The sequence below is a fragment of the Pseudoalteromonas sp. SR45-6 genome (assembly GCF_014163545.1).
Lineage (GTDB): Bacteria > Pseudomonadota > Gammaproteobacteria > Enterobacterales > Alteromonadaceae > Pseudoalteromonas > Pseudoalteromonas rhizosphaerae.
Window position 1 is genome coordinate 30,589 of record NZ_JACJDM010000004.1, and the last position, 15,525, is coordinate 46,113.

Genomic DNA, 15,525 nt, shown 5'->3' on the forward strand with positions numbered 1-15,525 from the left:
TCTGGCGCTCCTATTCAGGCCTCAACTAACTGTAATTACAAATAAAGGTCGAGTGCTTTTTGGGGTTGTGCGCTTTTACTATAACTAAGCTGTGCTTGTACTAAATATTCTTTGCTGTTCTCTGTGTTTAACGCTTTATCGAACACCCGAGCAGCAAGCTCATACTCACCATGAGCATTAGCTAAGCATGCAAGTGCCAGTAACAATGCTTGATTATCCGGCTCTTTTTTTAAAGTATCTTGTAAACTCGCCTGTAACTTTAATGCGTCTCCAGGGGCGGACACTTTTAATATATGTGCAAGCTCAATATGCTGCTCTGGTTTTTTCAGCATTTTAAGTAAACTTAATTCAATCTCATTTAAACGCCCAGCTTTTGCCATCGCAGCTAAGTAACAGCTATGCGCTTTTACTTTTACGTTTTTAGATAGTTGCTGATACTTATCGGTTAATTGCGATTCTGGCTGTGCCATAAAGTAGGTGGTTAATAATATCGACCATTGGCTATCTGTTAACGCTTTTTTACTTAGTAAACGCGGCATAAACTGCTCAAGCGCAGTCCATTTTTGCTGTTGCACAAGTACTTCGGCATACAATTTCAGCTCCAGCGCGGTGGCTTTTTTAGCTTCCGCTAACGCTTTTAATTCACTGCTTACTGTGCTGCAATCACCACTGGCTAACCAGAGTTTAGCCGCTTTTAGTTGGTTTTCTGGTGAAATTTGGTCAAGTAATCCAATCGCTTTGCTTGTGTCATTATTTTGTAAAGCCGCTTTAGCTAATAACGCATAGCGCACATCTTGCCAATTATCAGCCACGCTATTGTTCCCCAATGCCAGTTCTAGCTGTTCGCTATCACCACTGATCAGACTCCATACAGCTTGTTCAATCGCCGCTTGTTTACGCTCCTCACTACGGGCAAAAAAACGATGGCGAGTATTGCTGTATAAAGACAAAATATAACGAATAAGCTTATAAGTTAAATACAAACCCAGCGCGATAACCAAAATGGTCGCGCAAAAAGCAACGATAGACCCTTCAATAGTAGTTTTATTAAACGAAATTAATACATAACCCACTTCACCTATTAACATAGGCGATAAAGCAAGTAATACAGCAACTGCTAAAATAACCAATATTAAGCGGATCATTTTACCCACTCCTTGATCTGCTCAGTACTTTGCAAAGTGATAGCTGGACTAAAGTTTAACTGCTCTTTGCTCAACTCCTGCAGCGCTTTAAGCGTACTTTTAGTTAGTGCTTCATCATGTTGGAAATAATCTTTTACTAATACTTCGGCTTGACTCAGAGCAGTAAAATAAATACTGGCTTGTTTAGTCAAAAGCGCATCTTGAGCTTGCGATAAATATAAACTTAATCGCTGTTGGATCAAATGACGCTCGTACTCTGTCAATAAAGGTTCAGTAGCGATATCTTCACGTTGGCGAATTTTAATAAAGTTATCTTTAAATTGCTGCCACGAATTAGCTAAATTTTGCTGCCAATCACTAACGTTTTCGCTCAATACATGTTGCTCTTTTTGATCTACTTCTTGTGGTAATGCCACCGCATTGAAAACGAGCTTATCTACTTGCCCAAGTACACCGTGCAGCTTTAAATAAATTGCTTCTATTGCAACCGGCTCAACAGTGCTAAGCGCTTGCAAATCTTGATAAATTGCTTGGCGAATAGCGCCAGTTCCTGGATGCTCTGCTAATAACGTATCTAATCGAGTTAATACTGCCGCCGCTCCATTATAATCATGCTCAGCCCACAGTTTAAACTCAGCCATACGCTGCAAACTAGTCACCTCTTGTGGATTAAGACTATATGTTTGTTGCTCTGCACGCTGCAAGGCGGCTGCTAATTGTTTTGCCGTGTTATCTGCATTTTCAGCTAAGCTAGCAGCAACTTTTTGCTCACTATTAAACAGCGCTTGTTGCAAGGTTTGCTGCGCAACTTTCACTGCTTGCAGCTCTTTACCGAGTAATTGGTTGTCAGCTGATAACTGATTAACTAACAGATTTGCTTGCTGTTGTGTATGAAGTTTTTGGTAAAACTGAAAACCAACACCAGAGGCCACAATCAACGAGATAAGTAATGCTAAGCTGCCAGTTTTACTTATTTTTTGTTTGTTTTTTTGGTTCGTTTCTTGTTTCATAGCAAAGTCTTTTTTTGTTGCCGAAGCAGAGTCTGCAACCTTAGCATTCGCCTTGGTTGAACTGCTTGGCGTTGCTTTAGGGTCAGCAAGCTGTGATGTTGGCTTTGTATCTTCACTCATAATGTTACCTTCGCTAATACAAGTAAACATAGCGCTATCGCTTGCACCTGCAGCAATGTGTATATTTGCCGAGTCAATCTGTTGCGCCGCAAGGTATTCACTAATGCGAGCACTGGCAACATAAAACTGGCACTGTCTGATCCACTCTAATTGTTTTGCGCCCAGTTCACGAAAAATCGCATCAACTGCCGCATTACTTGTTATGACTATACCTTTAACATCAAGGCTTTGCCAGTGGTCTAGCCAGTCAGTTGCATTACCTTCTACAGGGCCTCGTTGATAAACCACTAAATTATTTAAAAATGCCCCACGTTGCTTTAAGTTTTTTGCAATCGTTGCTCGGCCATATTTACCTTTGACCAACACTATATTTAGACCATCAACTTGCTGTAATGATTTTAAAGCCAGTAATCCTTCAGAATCATGCAGTTTAGGCACGGCTGCTCGTACGCCAAATGCCTGCCAAATGGCTTCTGCCGTTTGTTCACCTACGGCATAAAATTGCGCTTTAGTATTGATATCGGGTTTAAGTGCCAACAATGCTTTGACAGCATCTTGGGAGATAAAAATAATTTTATCTGCATTCAGTAAAGGGGTCAGTTGAGTATTATCTGGGGTTAAGTAATCAATTTTCAAAACCGGAAATAAAGTCGCCTGATAACCCCCTTGCGACAGTTGCTCTGCAAGGTCGGCGCCTTTTCCATGTGGGCGAGTTATCAGGATCTGTGACATTTATGCGTCTCTATATACTTCAGCTAAAATTTTATCTGCGCCTAAAGCAAGTAACTGTTCAGCCAGTTGCACACCAAGCTGTTCAGCATCAATTGCTTTACCACTGATCTCAGCGCGTAAAATTTCGCTGCCATCAATTGCGCCCACTAAACCACGTAAATGTACTTGCTCGCCATCAACTAAAGCATAAGCGCCAATTGGCACTTGGCAACCACCTTCTAAACGGCGATTCATTGCACGTTCGGCATTAACACGAATACGTGTCTCGTTATGCTCAAGTGGTGCGAGTAACGCTTGGGTAACCTCGTCATCAATACGGCATTCAATACCTACAGCGCCCTGACCATTCGCTGGTAACGATTCTTCTGGTTCAATAAATGCTTTAATACGGTCATGCATCTGTAAACGAATTAAGCCAGCAGCAGCTAAAATAATCGCATCATATTGGCCATCATCAAGCTTAGCTAGGCGAGTATTGACGTTACCGCGTAAATCACGAATTTCTAAATCAGGACGCAGTTCACGAATTTGACACTGACGACGCAAACTCGATGTACCAACAATAGCACCTTGTGGTAGCTGTGCAATGTTAGCAAAGGTATTTGACACAAATGCATCGCGTGGATCTTCACGTTCACAAATTGTATGCAGTGCTAACCCTTCAGGAAAATCAACAGGTACATCTTTCATTGAATGCACAGCGATATCTGCACGGCCATCTAACATGGCCTGCTCAAGCTCTTTAACAAATAGTCCTTTGCCACCGATTTTTGCAAGTGGTGTATCAAGAATAATATCTCCTTGCGTCGACATTGGTACTAGCTCAACAGTAATGCCGGCATGGAAATGCTCTAGCTGTGCCTTTACAAATTCAGCCTGCCACAGTGCTAATGCACTTTTACGCGTGGCGATACGAATAAGTTGAGGTTTTTTTGTCACGTTTTCAGTCATAAAAGGAGTCCAATTAATTTTCTTTGCTGAGCCTAAAGGTGAATAAACACTTACTCAGCTAAAATGCGAAATTCTTTTTGTGCCAATAAATGGCCCTGTTCGTCAACAACATCAACACGCCAGTTGCCAACTTGTTCAGGTAAAATAGTTTTATTAGAGTAAGTGCGATACCGAGGAGACGTTACACCAAGCTCAATACTAGCTAGCACTTCATTTTCATAGCGCCAAACATGCTTGACCGTCTGCCCTTGCATATTTTTAAGCTCACTAAAAAATGCCATTGTTTCAGTAAATTCATTTAAACGCACATCCGCTTTAAAAACATTAACGGGTTCACGATCAACCACTTCACGGGTCAATACTGCGCGGCTTACTTTGTCGGTATCAATTTTTGCACCAAGAGCAACGCTGGCAATATGTGCGGATGTAGCAAAACTATCTGGTTGCTCCGCACTAACGTCACTTTCTACTGGCTCATTATTGGTATTTGTAGCAACAATAGTATTAGCTGCAAGTGCTTGGCTTTGTTCGGGCTGATTACTATCAACAATTTGCTGCTCTGGGCTATCAGTTATCATCGCCATTTTTAGCGATTCACTTTTATCATCCACTACACTAGCATCATTACCATCATCAGCAATATCAGTGAGTGTCGACGCTTCGCTGATTACCTCAAACTCTGTATTGTCTGCTACCGTTGTTGAAGATGCTAAAGGCGCGTCTTCTTCGCTTGTCTGTGCAACAGACTCGGCGGGGCTATCAAGGGGTTGTTGTTGATCATTTTGCTCAGCATTAACGGAGCTCAACAGGCTATAAGTAAAAATAACTAACGCAAATATCATCAGTAGCGTAACGGTAACAATGCGCTGCCAATGCCATTGATAGGTTACCTCAGGCGCGATAGGTGCAGCCTCTCGACTCATACTTGCAGTGATCACTATTTTTTGTTTCATTTTAGCCTCGGCTACTCAACACTATTTAACTTAAGCGCGCGATCAACCAGTGGCGAATAGCCATTAGTTCTTCCCCGCAGAGCTGATGGCCCATTGGGTAATCTTGCCAACTTACATCCATGTTATGCGTTGTAAGTATGTCAAACGCATGACGACCTGCATCATAAGGTACTACTTGATCTTGGCTACCATGAGCCATAAATACCGACAAATCTGTATGTTTAGCTTCAGCCGTTAACTTATCTGGCACGCACATATAAGTCGAAAGCGCCATTACACCTGCCAGTTTCTGAGTTAAACGCGGTGCTAAATGTAGCGCAATAACGCCACCTTGAGAAAAACCAGCCAATATTATTTTATCTGCAGGAATACCTTTACCAAGCTCTTGCTCAATCAACTGCTCAACCTTCGCCGCTGATTCGCGTACCCCAGTTTCATCAGCACGCTTGTCTAGATCCATAGATTTAATATCATACCAAGAACGCATTGCCATACCACCATTTATGGTGACCGGTTGTACCGGAGCATGTGGGAACACAAACCGCACACCTAATTCATCAGGCAATGCAAGTTGCGATGCGACAGGTAAAAATCCATCGCCTGAATCGCCTAAACCATGTAACCAAATAATCGTTGCTTGATGCTGGCCTTTTGCCGCGTATTCTACAAACTCTAAACTCATAGTGCTGATTGCCATTCTACCGTTTGGCCAGCTTGACGCGTTGTTGCTTCATTCATAAACTGCCAAAATTCTGCGCCCGAGCGATTATCAATCCACTTATCGCCACGCAATTCAAAATGGTGACCATTAAACTTAGTCGCAACCCATACTTGATGCAAAGGAGCTTGCTTATTAATCACAATTTTACTGCGATCAGCAAAAATAATCTCCAAAATACCTTGTGCAGATTCATAGTCTAAGTCAGCTTCACAGTCATCCACTTGTTCTTCAATGGTAAACATAAGAGCTTCGGCTAATTGGTGGTATTCATGATCAGTCATTATTATTTCCTTTTACGGGCATTTAGCCAGATATTCGGTACGAATTGCATGCAGCTAGTGTAACAGGAATAAATTCATCCGCGAATAGCTGCATTTTTTAGATATTCTGTTAATCTGCGATTATAAAGCCAGCAACACGATTAATCTAATGAAAGAGATGCATCTTAAACAATTAAAACGACTTTCCCCACTTGGTGTACTACTCATCACTTTAGCTGGCTGCGGACAAAGCGGGCCACTGTATTTGCCAGAAGATAAAGCCGAGCCAAATAAACCACAACAAGTAACAACTCCAGTTACGCAAACACAGTCATCAACAACTGAATCGAAACAGGACCAATAATGGACTTTTTTGACTATAAAAATAATCAGCTGCATGCTGAAGACATCGCTGTCAAGGAGCTCGCCGCACAATACGGTACGCCTTGTTATATATATTCTCGCAAAACCTTTGAGCGTCATTACCTTGCCTTTGCACAGGCCGCGACCAATCATAAAAACTTAGTTTGCTATGCTGTAAAAGCCAATTCAAACATTGCTGTTTTAAATGTGCTGGCACGTTTGGGCTCAGGTTTTGATATTGTTTCTAAAGGTGAGCTTGCCCGCGTCATTGCGGCCGGAGGCGACGCTAGTAAAGTGGTTTTTTCAGGGGTTGCCAAAACAGCTGACGAAATTGCCTACGCACTCAAGCTCGGGATTAAATGTTTTAATGTTGAGTCTGTCTCAGAGCTAGATCGTATTTCCCACGTTGCCAGCGAACTTAATTTAGTCGCGCCAATTTCAATTCGTGTAAACCCTGATATCGATGCGAAAACCCATCCGTATATTTCAACGGGTTTAAAAGAAAATAAATTCGGTATCGATATTCTTACTGCAACAAGTGTTTATCAGTATGCTGCGTCATTGCCTGGCCTAAAAATCACCGGGGTTGATTGTCACATTGGCTCACAGCTGACTGAAATCAAACCATTTCTCGAAGCACTAGACAAAGTACTGGCTCTAATTGACGATTTAAAAGCCAACGGTATTGAACTCAGCCACTTAGATATTGGCGGCGGTTTAGGCGTACCATACAATGGCGAAGCGCCACCGCATCCAAGTGAATATGTGGCACATATCACCGATCGTTTAACTGATTATCAACACTTAGAGCTTATTTTTGAACCGGGCCGTGCGATTGCTGCCAATGCGGGTATTTTGGTTACAAAAGTTGAGTTTATAAAACAAAACCAAGATAAGTTTTTTGCAATCGTTGATGCCGGTATGAACGATATGTTGCGCCCTGCTTTATATCAAGCATGGCAAAAAATTGTGCCGGTAACGCCTCGTAATGACGACACACCCACATACAACTTTGATATTGTCGGTCCGGTGTGTGAAACCGGTGACTTTTTAGGTAAAGATCGCCTGTTAGCCTTACAACAAGGTGATTTACTTGCCCAGCGCAGCGCTGGTGCCTACGGCTTTACCATGAGCTCAAATTATAACTCACGGCCACGTGTGGCAGAGATCATGGTCGATGGCGAGCAGAGTCATTTGATCCGCGCGCGTGAAACTCTGGAAAGTCTATGGCAAGGCGAGAAAATTTTACCATAAACTTTTTGTAACGAGGCTGCTCTGTGGCATGATTAGCGCAGAGCAACCCGAATTAGAGCGCTATGTTAGTTAATTTTTCCAAAATGCACGGCCTAGGCAACGATTTTGTTGTAATTGATAACATTACACAAAACGTTTTCTTGTCACGAGACCAAATAAAAAAACTGGCAGATCGCCATTTCGGCATCGGCTTTGACCAACTATTAATGGTTGAAGCGCCTTATTCTCCCGATCTTGATTTCCATTATCGTATTTTTAATGCTGACGGTAACGAAGTAGAACAATGCGGCAATGGTGCTCGGTGTTTTGCCCGTTTTGTACGGATGAAAGGCCTTACTAATAAACATAAAGTCACCGTATCTACCAAATCAGGTAATTTAACCTTATACATAGAAAAAGATGGCCAAGTCACCGTCAACATGGGTCACCCTAATTTCGAACCGAGCAAAATTCCACTCAAAGCGACTAAGCGTGAACTGACTTATATTATTCGAGCAGAAGAACACACCGTATTTAGTGGTGCAGTATCAATGGGTAACCCACATTGTGTACTTGAAGTTGATGATATAGAGACAGCTGACGTCAGCACTTTAGGCCCGCTACTTGAAAATCATGAACGTTTTCCACAGCGCGTTAACGTGGGGTTTATGCAAGTGATTAATTCTGAGCATATTAAATTGCGAGTTTGGGAACGTGGCGTTAACGAAACGCTCGCCTGCGGTACAGGCGCATGTGCAGCAATGGTAATTGGCCAAATTCAAAGTAAATTATCCACTACAGTACAGGTCGATTTACCGGGCGGTAGTTTGCAAATTCGCTGGCAAGGTGAAGGCCATCCAGTGCGAATGACCGGCCCTGCAGAGCATGTATTTGATGGGCAGGTCGCTTTATGAGTAACTCAAACGACCAAGTAACTAGTGAGCAAGTGAGTGAGTTTTTACAACAAAACCCATTGTTTTTAGCTCAAAATCCAGCACTATTAGCCCAACTTGAGCTGCAGCAAGTACAAGGCGCAACCTCATTGGTGCACATCCAACAGCGTCAATTGCGTGAACACAACACCATGTTGAAAAGCAAAATTGACAGCTTAATTAAGCACGCAAAAGAAAATGAGCTAATTTATAGCTTGTTCAGCGAGTGTCATCGCCAGCTTTGGACTAACTACGACTTTAAAACTTTAGCAATAAACTTACGCAATATTATTTGTACTAATCCGGCGATTAATGAATGCCACTTGCTTAAGTATGATAAAAAGTTTGCGCAACTAATTGAACACCGCTTAGAGCATAATGGCGTTTATCTGGGTCGCGTAAATCAGCAAGAGCGAGATTTACTGTTCAGCCCTGCTACACAATCAACTGCGCTCTATTTAATTGGTAACAGTCAGCACCCTATCGCTATTTTGGCCTTTGGCAGTGATGATGCAAACCACTTCGAACCGGCAAAAGATAGTTTATTTGTACTTGAGTTTGTTCGCTCACTGCAACTTAGACTGTTGGAATTGGAACTAGAGCAGGCATGAGCGAGCAGCAGCCGCCAAATGTTGAGCAATTATGTGACAAACTAAGCGATAAGTGGCGCACGCCAATCCTATTATTTAGTGATTATCTGCGCTTCGAAAGACAATACTCACCACACACTATCAGCCAGTACACCAGCCAACTTAACTTCGCTGCATTGTATTTCAGCAAACTGTGTAATGATTGGTCAAGCGTACAGGGTGAGCATATACGCCGTTACAGCATGCAACTTAGAAGCAAGCAACTAAGTGGCCGTACGATTAGTTTAAAGCTCAGCTGCATTCGCAGTTTGTATAAGTTTTTAAAAACCAAAGATATCAGTCAACAAAACCATTATCATAATCCGGCAGAAGCAATCAAAGGCCCCAAGTTTGCCAAACCCCTGCCTAAAAACCTTGATGTAGACCAAATGGCACGGTTACTTGATATTCACGATGATGATCCTCTTGCAGTTCGCGATCAGGCGATGATGGAGCTGATGTATTCATCTGGCTTACGCATTAGTGAGTTAGTTGGTGCCAATATACAAGATATAAATCGCAGTGCGGGGGAAATATTAGTCCGCGGTAAGGGCAACAAAGAACGCCTGTTACCAGTGGGAGGCAAGGCGCTAGAATCATTAAATAAATGGCTTAAACTACGCCCTCAATTTGCTCATCCAGAAGAAATTGCAGTATTTGTCAGTAGCAAAAAGTGCCGTATTTCAGCACGTCACGTTCGGCTTCGCATGCAAGAGTGGGGAATAAAACAAGGTATTAGCAGCCAAGTACACCCACATAAATTACGCCATTCATTTGCATCACATATTTTAGAATCATCGGGTGACTTGCGAGCAGTACAAGAGTTATTGGGTCACAGCAGTTTATCGGCCACCCAAGTGTATACCCATTTAGATTTTCAGCATTTAGCTAAAGTGTATGACAACACGCACCCTCGCGCTAAAAAACGTTCAAATACCGACTAGCAAGGAGCTTATATGATCCGCTTTAATCGTGCCATTTCACCTTTTACCGTATTGAGTTTTGACTTAGACGACACCTTATACAATAACCATCCGATAATTACAGCAGCCGTTCAAGCACAGATAAATTATCTAAATGCATTGCCAAACTGGCAAGCACAAGGTAAAGACTATTGGCAACAATGCCGTGAGCAGGCGCTACTTGATAACCCCGAGTTAGTCGACAATGTTACGCAGTGGCGCAAAAGCACTCTGCGTACAGCACTGGCAAAGCTCGGTTATCAAAACGCAGAGCTCGAACACCATGCTAATAATGCTTATCAAGCATTTGCTGATGCCCGCAGCCAAATTGTGGTGGATGATAAAGTGCTCGATTTACTTTCACAACTGAGTAAACGCTATCGCTTAATTGCTATTACCAATGGTAATGTAGAAATTGAACGTTTTAACTTAAATGGTGTATTTGAACTGGTTTTACAAGCAGGTATTCACGGTAAAGCTAAACCTCATACCACGATGTTTGAACAGGCCGCCGCAGCGCTTGGCGTACCAACCCGACATATTTTGCACATCGGCGATAGTTTAGACACCGATGTACAAGGTGCGCATAATGCGGGTTGTCAGTCACTTTGGTTAAATGACCAACCAGCTAAATATGCCTACAAAGGCTTAGCCGATATTGAAATAACTGATATTCAAGCGCTTAAACACTTTTTAAGCCAGCCATAATATTCTAGGAGCGAGCAATGAAAGGGACTGCTGTTACTAAATTTATCACGCTGCTGCTACTGCTATCAGTGGCACTTAATGGCTATTTATTGTGGCCACAACAGCAAGCAACAGCCCCACAAGCAGCCGTTAAATTGTCGCCATCAGTTATCGTTGAAAACAATCAGCAATCACTCTATCAGCAAGCTCTACAGCAATTTAATCAGCGACAGTTTACGGCTGCCTTAGCCAGCTACCAAGCATTAACTACAAGCCAGCCATTACAAGCTGAACAACTTTACTTTTTATGGTTAGATAAACTCGATAACTGGTTAAAAAATAATGAGCTCACAGCTGCTGAGACTTTTTTGCAATTATTTTTAAATAGCTATCCATACGATATACATATGTTGCAGCTTGATGCCGAACGTTTAGTGAAAAACCAGCAGCTACACCAAGCTATTGTTGCGTTATTCTCATTGCAATCACTTGCCAATGAAAGCCAGCAAGCAGCCATTAATATGCGTTTAATACAATTGACCATCGCACAAATAAAAACGCTTACAGAGCAGCACGCGTGGCAAAAAACCATTAATCAAACCTTAGTGTGGCTTGATTATGATAACGAAAATCCTAATTACTTATTCGCACTCGCTAATGCATATTACCATCTCGGTGACCTGCTAAGCGCGCAAGCAACATTAGATCGCTTTCCTTTGGAGCATCCATTACAAGCGAAAGTTGCTGAATTACAAACACGCATAGCACAAGCGCAAAGCGGTATTGATCTGGTGCCATTACGTCCATACGGCGCACACTATTTATTAGATATGCAAATCAACGATGCGCTCAACACCCAACTAATGATAGATACCGGGGCAAGCTTTACCGTATTACCAAATAACGTATTTCAAGCATTACGGCCAATACCCGACTATATTGATAGCTTAAGCATCAATACCGCCAACGGCCAAGTAATCGCAAAACGTTACCAACTTGATTCAATTTTAATTGGCCAGCAATATATTGAAAACTTTGAAGTGTTAGTAATTGATAACCATAGTGGGTATGGATTACTCGGCATGAATTTTTTACAGTTGTTTAAATTTAATATTAATCAACAAACTAATCAGCTAGAGTTAGCTAAATAAGGATGACTATGACACTCAACGATTTTTTAAGCCGTCTGGCTAATGAGCCACACACCATTGCATTTGCCGATACGATGGCAGTGATTGAAGCAAACTATACTTTTACAGCCTGCGCATTCAATAACCACGGCTTAAAAAGTGCCGTTGGTGAAAATAATGGCTCATGTAAAATTTTTGCTTTTGCTAAACTAAACCAACTAAGTAAACAAAATACTCTAGATTGCTTTGGCGCGTTTTATCGTGATGATGTACTTGGCAATCCTAATGAGCACGATCACATGAACATTCGCACATTTATGTTAGCACCAGAAGTAACCCCCTTCTTGGGCATTACTTTTGATGGCGAACCATTAACAGCTAACTAAGTGATTTTTCCATAAAGTAGCGGGTGCCAGAGCGAGGATAATTATCGAGTTGATATTTAACTTCATAACCACGATGTTCATAAAATGGTTTAGCTTGAAAATCTAAAGTATCAAGCTGAACTTGCAGCGCACCTAACTGCTTACCCTTTAATTCGATCGCGCTAAGTAACGTACTAGCTAGGCCTTGACCGCGTGCTTTTTCATCACACCAAAGCCAATTTATTTGTAACCAGTTACCAAATAATTGAGCAGCTACAGCCGCCACCACTTGCTGATTTTCATCAACAAATTTACACCCCAATGGCAGTCTTTGTGCATCAAAGTGAGCTTGATTATAAGCAACTATTTGCTCACGCAATAACTGTTCTAATACCTGTGAATCATCATTTTCAAACTGATACATGGTCGCTTTTTACCAAGTTAAAAGGTCAGTTTAAATGACTAGCAAGTTAATATAAATGATTTTTACCGTAAGGCACCTCAAGCATATTACTGCCCACTTTTTCACTCTGGCCACACATTTCATCGTATGCACTGGTATGACGCAATACCATTTGCGCATAACTAAGGTGGTCGAGTCGTTTTTGAATATGCAATGGACTTAAGCCACGAATAAACTCCCCTTGCTCATCCGTTACATAATACTCAACATTGTTGATCATCACCGACACTTGGTATAAAGCCATTTCCAATGAGTGAACAATAACTTTTTGCAAAGGCTGATGGTTTTTAAGTTCTGATAATTTTATCGCCATGGTGAAACCCTTTTTACAGTGGATTAAGTTATCTGTACGTTGCTTTGATATACTTTGATCAATTTAAACCGAAGCGACTTAATTTATGAGCGAGAAAACTCGTCTAGCTAAATACCTTGCCCATGCTGGCGTTTGTTCTCGTAAACAAGCCTCGCGGCTGATTGATGAAGGTGTGGTGAGCGTAAATAACCGCCCAGCCAATCATATTGATCACGTTGATGATAACGACGATATACGCGTCAATAACACGCGTGTACAAGGTAAAGCAACGCGCGTTTATTATGCCTATCACAAACCGGTAGGAATTGATTGTAAACTCAATCAACATGACCCTAGCAGCTTAATTCACCATCTACCAACAGACACCCGCGTATACCCCATTGGCAGGCTAGATAAAGATTCTCGTGGTCTGTTAATACTGACTAATGATGGTGAATTTTGTAATCAGCTGATCCATCCTGACTTCCACCAGCCAAAACGTTATTTAGTCACTGTTGATAAACCGCTTAATGATGGCTTTAGCCAAAAAATGGCAAATGGTGTGCCTGTTGATAAACATATCACACTGCCATGCACCGTGGAGAAAGTAGCCGACTGCCAATTTAGTATTATTTTAAAGCAAGGGCTGAATCGCCAAATCCGAAAAATGGCCCATTACTGTGGCTATAAAGTGATTGACCTTTACCGAGAACAAATTGCCGAGCTTAATTTGGCCACCCTAAGCCTGCCAGAAAATACCTATCGTAAAATAAATAAATCTGACATTTTAAAAAACTAATTATTTTTATATAAAATAGTTGCAAAGTTTGATTACAGGTGTAATCTTAAGTTAAAGATTACACCTGTAGGCAATATATATATGATTGAATTATCAAAAGCAGAATTTGAAGTGCTCGATGCACTTTGGCTGAACTACCCTGCTACAGCAAGCCAAATTATCGAGCGTTTAAGCGATGATAAACAATGGCACGAAAAAACCATTAAAACCTTACTCGGTCGGTTAGTAAAAAAAGGCGCACTCAGCTTTGAAAAAGATGGCCGCCAGTATATTTACACTCCTTGCATGGAACGCGCTGAATACACGCTAAAAGAAAGTCAAAATTTTATTGAGCGTTTTTTTAGTGGCCGTATCGCGCCGTTAGTCAGCGGTTTTGCTAAATCTGAGCAACTTTCTCAACAAGACATCAACGAACTTAAAAAGGTGATTGATGACTGGGAAAAACAGCAAAAGTAAGGGCTTAATATGTTAGAAAACACCTTTAACTGGCTTCTTGAGCAGCAACTATTAATCAGCTTACTGATACTCAGTTTGCTGGTTTTAGAACGCTATTCACTAAAATGGCTCAATGCTAACTTTGTCTATAAGTTATGGCTAATGTTACCAATCACATTACTGCTAGCAAATATGCCAGAGCATTTTAAGCCGCTGCCAAACAACGTCATTAGCACTATGCTGATCAGCCCCAAGCAAGGTTTTTCAACAACGATTAGTATTAGTTGGGTACTAGTTTATAGCGCTATATTTAGCATACTGGCGTTAACTGCCATCGTGGTACACCTGCGGTTTATCAACCAATTACGATTAACCAATCTTGATGATAAAGTGCTGATTGACGCACATCCCGACATGCAACTATTACAAAGTAGCGCCGTTAGTACACCAATGGTTATAGGGCTATTCAGTAATCAGCTAGTCCTACCAACCGCCTATACACAACACATTGATAGCACTGCGTTAACGCTGATCATTGAACATGAAAAAGTACATATAAAACGCGCCGATAATTTATTTAATGCGCTGGCATTAATGGCCACATTGCTGATTTGGTTTAATCCACTGGCTTGGCTTGGCTACATGAACTTTAGACGCTTGCAAGAGCTGTCGTGCGACGAAAAAGTACTGACCAATAAAACTACTCAACAACGCATTTTATACAGTAAAGCTCTGATCAACTGTGCAGCAAATAGCCGTGCAGGGTTAATAGCTTACTCACACTATGGAGATAAAAACACGATGTTACAACGACTCAATCAAATCAAACACACCGGCAATAGCTCAATGATTGCCAAAGGCGCTTTACTTATTTTTGCAGCGGGTATGATCAGCAGCTTTGCTATCGCAAAACAACCTGAAGCAATAAGTAAGGTGCAAGCTATTTCACCCATCATGCGTATTGAGCCTATTTACCCGATACAGGCAGCTGAACAAGGTATCAGCGGTTCAGTAGTATTAAAATACGATATTAGCCCAGCCGGAAAGACACAAAATGTGTCGGTTGTGAATGCCAAACCTGAAAGAGTATTCGATAAAGAGGCAAAAAAAGCGCTAATGCAATGGCAATATAAGCCTTCAAATTCAGGCTTTAAAGATGTATTGGTACAGTTAGACTTTGCAATTGACAGTAATTACAAATCAGAACAACTGATTGAAAAGGTGACTGTTGCGGCTAAGTAAATTTTAACAACCAAAGACCCTAAAGCAAGCGCCTTATTGAAGCCGCTTGCTTTAGCGTTTTAAAAAACAAAGCTTATACCAATCGACTTAAATATTTAACC

Annotated in this window: 19 protein-coding genes; 11 read left to right on the forward strand and 8 right to left on the reverse strand. The window is 41.5% G+C overall.

The window, feature by feature from the left end:
• Nucleotides 1-35 precede the first annotated feature (35 nt).
• The 6 genes from H5158_RS03035 to cyaY form a co-directional block, all read right to left on the reverse strand.
• A complete protein-coding gene (locus tag H5158_RS03035; RefSeq protein ID WP_182717471.1) occupies nt 36-1,145 on the reverse strand; it encodes a heme biosynthesis HemY N-terminal domain-containing protein in 1,110 nt (369 codons plus the stop codon).
• On the reverse strand, nt 1,142-3,007 hold the full coding sequence (locus H5158_RS03040; protein WP_182739435.1) for a uroporphyrinogen-III C-methyltransferase: 1,866 nt from the start codon (nt 3,005-3,007) through the stop codon (nt 1,142-1,144). The genes H5158_RS03035 and H5158_RS03040 overlap by 4 nt, the downstream gene beginning before the upstream one ends.
• Nucleotides 3,008-3,946, reverse strand: a complete 939-nt coding sequence (gene hemC, locus H5158_RS03045; protein WP_149982317.1) for a hydroxymethylbilane synthase — start codon at nt 3,944-3,946, stop codon at nt 3,008-3,010.
• Between the two features lie 62 nt (nt 3,947-4,008).
• The gene (locus H5158_RS03050) at nt 4,009-4,911 is read right to left on the reverse strand and encodes a DUF2914 domain-containing protein (RefSeq protein WP_182739436.1); all 903 of its coding nucleotides are present in this window, start codon (nt 4,909-4,911) and stop codon (nt 4,009-4,011) included.
• 25 nt (nt 4,912-4,936) lie between these two features.
• Entirely contained in the window at nt 4,937-5,593 is a 657-nt protein-coding gene (locus H5158_RS03055) for an alpha/beta hydrolase (RefSeq protein WP_149982182.1), read from the reverse strand.
• A complete protein-coding gene (cyaY, locus tag H5158_RS03060; RefSeq protein ID WP_145239944.1) occupies nt 5,590-5,913 on the reverse strand; it encodes an iron donor protein CyaY in 324 nt (107 codons plus the stop codon). Before cyaY ends, H5158_RS03055 begins: the two co-directional genes overlap by 4 nt.
• Before the next feature lie 148 nt (nt 5,914-6,061).
• On the opposite strand from cyaY, the gene lptM reads away from it, so the two are divergent.
• The 8 genes from lptM to H5158_RS03100 all read left to right on the forward strand — a co-directional run bounded on the left by lptM (nt 6,062) and on the right by H5158_RS03100 (nt 12,214).
• A complete protein-coding gene (lptM, locus tag H5158_RS03065; RefSeq protein ID WP_149982183.1) occupies nt 6,062-6,256 on the forward strand; it encodes an LPS translocon maturation chaperone LptM in 195 nt (64 codons plus the stop codon).
• The gene (gene lysA / locus H5158_RS03070) at nt 6,256-7,509 is read left to right on the forward strand and encodes a diaminopimelate decarboxylase (protein WP_149982184.1); all 1,254 of its coding nucleotides are present in this window, start codon (nt 6,256-6,258) and stop codon (nt 7,507-7,509) included. Before lptM ends, lysA begins: the two co-directional genes overlap by 1 nt.
• 62 nt (nt 7,510-7,571) lie before the next feature.
• Nucleotides 7,572-8,402, forward strand: coding sequence for a diaminopimelate epimerase (gene dapF / locus H5158_RS03075; protein WP_145239950.1), 831 nt, complete (start codon nt 7,572-7,574; stop codon nt 8,400-8,402).
• Entirely contained in the window at nt 8,399-9,031 is a 633-nt protein-coding gene (locus tag H5158_RS03080; protein ID WP_182717475.1) for a DUF484 family protein, read from the forward strand. The genes dapF and H5158_RS03080 overlap by 4 nt, the downstream gene beginning before the upstream one ends.
• A complete protein-coding gene (locus H5158_RS03085) occupies nt 9,028-9,993 on the forward strand; it encodes a tyrosine recombinase XerC (protein WP_182717476.1) in 966 nt (321 codons plus the stop codon). Before H5158_RS03080 ends, H5158_RS03085 begins: the two co-directional genes overlap by 4 nt.
• Before the next feature lie 12 nt (nt 9,994-10,005).
• A complete protein-coding gene (locus H5158_RS03090) occupies nt 10,006-10,719 on the forward strand; it encodes an HAD-IA family hydrolase (RefSeq protein ID WP_182739437.1) in 714 nt (237 codons plus the stop codon).
• 17 nt (nt 10,720-10,736) lie between these two features.
• Nucleotides 10,737-11,849 (forward strand): retroviral-like aspartic protease family protein, encoded by a 1,113-nt coding sequence (locus tag H5158_RS03095; protein ID WP_182739438.1) that lies wholly within the window; start codon nt 10,737-10,739, stop codon nt 11,847-11,849.
• An 8-nt stretch (nt 11,850-11,857) separates the two neighbouring features.
• Nucleotides 11,858-12,214, forward strand: a complete 357-nt coding sequence (locus tag H5158_RS03100) for a HopJ type III effector protein (RefSeq protein WP_145239960.1) — start codon at nt 11,858-11,860, stop codon at nt 12,212-12,214.
• Here H5158_RS03100 and H5158_RS03105 read toward each other — a convergent pair.
• Both H5158_RS03105 and H5158_RS03110 read right to left on the reverse strand, forming a co-directional pair.
• Nucleotides 12,207-12,617, reverse strand: a complete 411-nt coding sequence (locus H5158_RS03105; RefSeq protein ID WP_182739439.1) for an N-acetyltransferase — start codon at nt 12,615-12,617, stop codon at nt 12,207-12,209. The two genes, H5158_RS03100 and H5158_RS03105, sit on opposite strands and share 8 nt — an antisense overlap.
• A 46-nt stretch (nt 12,618-12,663) precedes the next feature.
• Nucleotides 12,664-12,969, reverse strand: coding sequence for a DUF6482 family protein (locus tag H5158_RS03110; protein WP_145239964.1), 306 nt, complete (start codon nt 12,967-12,969; stop codon nt 12,664-12,666).
• A gap of 85 nt (nt 12,970-13,054) precedes the next feature.
• Between H5158_RS03110 and H5158_RS03115 the strand changes: the two genes are divergently transcribed.
• From H5158_RS03115 to H5158_RS03125, 3 genes are all read left to right on the forward strand, one after another.
• A complete protein-coding gene (locus tag H5158_RS03115; protein ID WP_145239966.1) occupies nt 13,055-13,747 on the forward strand; it encodes a pseudouridine synthase in 693 nt (230 codons plus the stop codon).
• Between the two features lie 81 nt (nt 13,748-13,828).
• Nucleotides 13,829-14,203, forward strand: coding sequence for a BlaI/MecI/CopY family transcriptional regulator (locus tag H5158_RS03120; RefSeq protein ID WP_145239968.1), 375 nt, complete (start codon nt 13,829-13,831; stop codon nt 14,201-14,203).
• A gap of 9 nt (nt 14,204-14,212) precedes the next feature.
• Complete coding sequence (locus tag H5158_RS03125) at nt 14,213-15,424, forward strand: TonB family protein (protein ID WP_182739440.1); 1,212 nt, start codon at nt 14,213-14,215, stop codon at nt 15,422-15,424.
• Nucleotides 15,425-15,525 lie beyond the last annotated feature (101 nt).

Bases quoted from the DNA above. Each gene is read 5' to 3' on its own strand.
- H5158_RS03035 (WP_182717471.1), bottom strand. From the start codon at position 1,145: ATGATCCGCTTAATATTGGTTATTTTAGCAGTTGCTGTATTACTTGCT.
- H5158_RS03040 (WP_182739435.1), bottom strand. From the start codon at position 3,007: ATGTCACAGATCCTGATAACTCGCCCACATGGAAAAGGCGCCGACCTT.
- H5158_RS03050 (WP_182739436.1), bottom strand. From the start codon at position 4,911: ATGAAACAAAAAATAGTGATCACTGCAAGTATGAGTCGAGAGGCTGCA.
- H5158_RS03055 (WP_149982182.1), bottom strand. From the start codon at position 5,593: ATGAGTTTAGAGTTTGTAGAATACGCGGCAAAAGGCCAGCATCAAGCA.
- cyaY (WP_145239944.1), bottom strand. From the start codon at position 5,913: ATGACTGATCATGAATACCACCAATTAGCCGAAGCTCTTATGTTTACC.
- lptM (WP_149982183.1), top strand. From the start codon at position 6,062: ATGAAAGAGATGCATCTTAAACAATTAAAACGACTTTCCCCACTTGGT.
- lysA (WP_149982184.1), top strand. From the start codon at position 6,256: ATGGACTTTTTTGACTATAAAAATAATCAGCTGCATGCTGAAGACATC.
- dapF (WP_145239950.1), top strand. From the start codon at position 7,572: ATGTTAGTTAATTTTTCCAAAATGCACGGCCTAGGCAACGATTTTGTT.
- H5158_RS03080 (WP_182717475.1), top strand. From the start codon at position 8,399: ATGAGTAACTCAAACGACCAAGTAACTAGTGAGCAAGTGAGTGAGTTT.
- H5158_RS03085 (WP_182717476.1), top strand. From the start codon at position 9,028: ATGAGCGAGCAGCAGCCGCCAAATGTTGAGCAATTATGTGACAAACTA.
- H5158_RS03090 (WP_182739437.1), top strand. From the start codon at position 10,006: ATGATCCGCTTTAATCGTGCCATTTCACCTTTTACCGTATTGAGTTTT.
- H5158_RS03095 (WP_182739438.1), top strand. From the start codon at position 10,737: ATGAAAGGGACTGCTGTTACTAAATTTATCACGCTGCTGCTACTGCTA.
- H5158_RS03100 (WP_145239960.1), top strand. From the start codon at position 11,858: ATGACACTCAACGATTTTTTAAGCCGTCTGGCTAATGAGCCACACACC.
- H5158_RS03105 (WP_182739439.1), bottom strand. From the start codon at position 12,617: ATGTATCAGTTTGAAAATGATGATTCACAGGTATTAGAACAGTTATTG.
- H5158_RS03110 (WP_145239964.1), bottom strand. From the start codon at position 12,969: ATGGCGATAAAATTATCAGAACTTAAAAACCATCAGCCTTTGCAAAAA.
- H5158_RS03115 (WP_145239966.1), top strand. From the start codon at position 13,055: ATGAGCGAGAAAACTCGTCTAGCTAAATACCTTGCCCATGCTGGCGTT.
- H5158_RS03120 (WP_145239968.1), top strand. From the start codon at position 13,829: ATGATTGAATTATCAAAAGCAGAATTTGAAGTGCTCGATGCACTTTGG.
- H5158_RS03125 (WP_182739440.1), top strand. From the start codon at position 14,213: ATGTTAGAAAACACCTTTAACTGGCTTCTTGAGCAGCAACTATTAATC.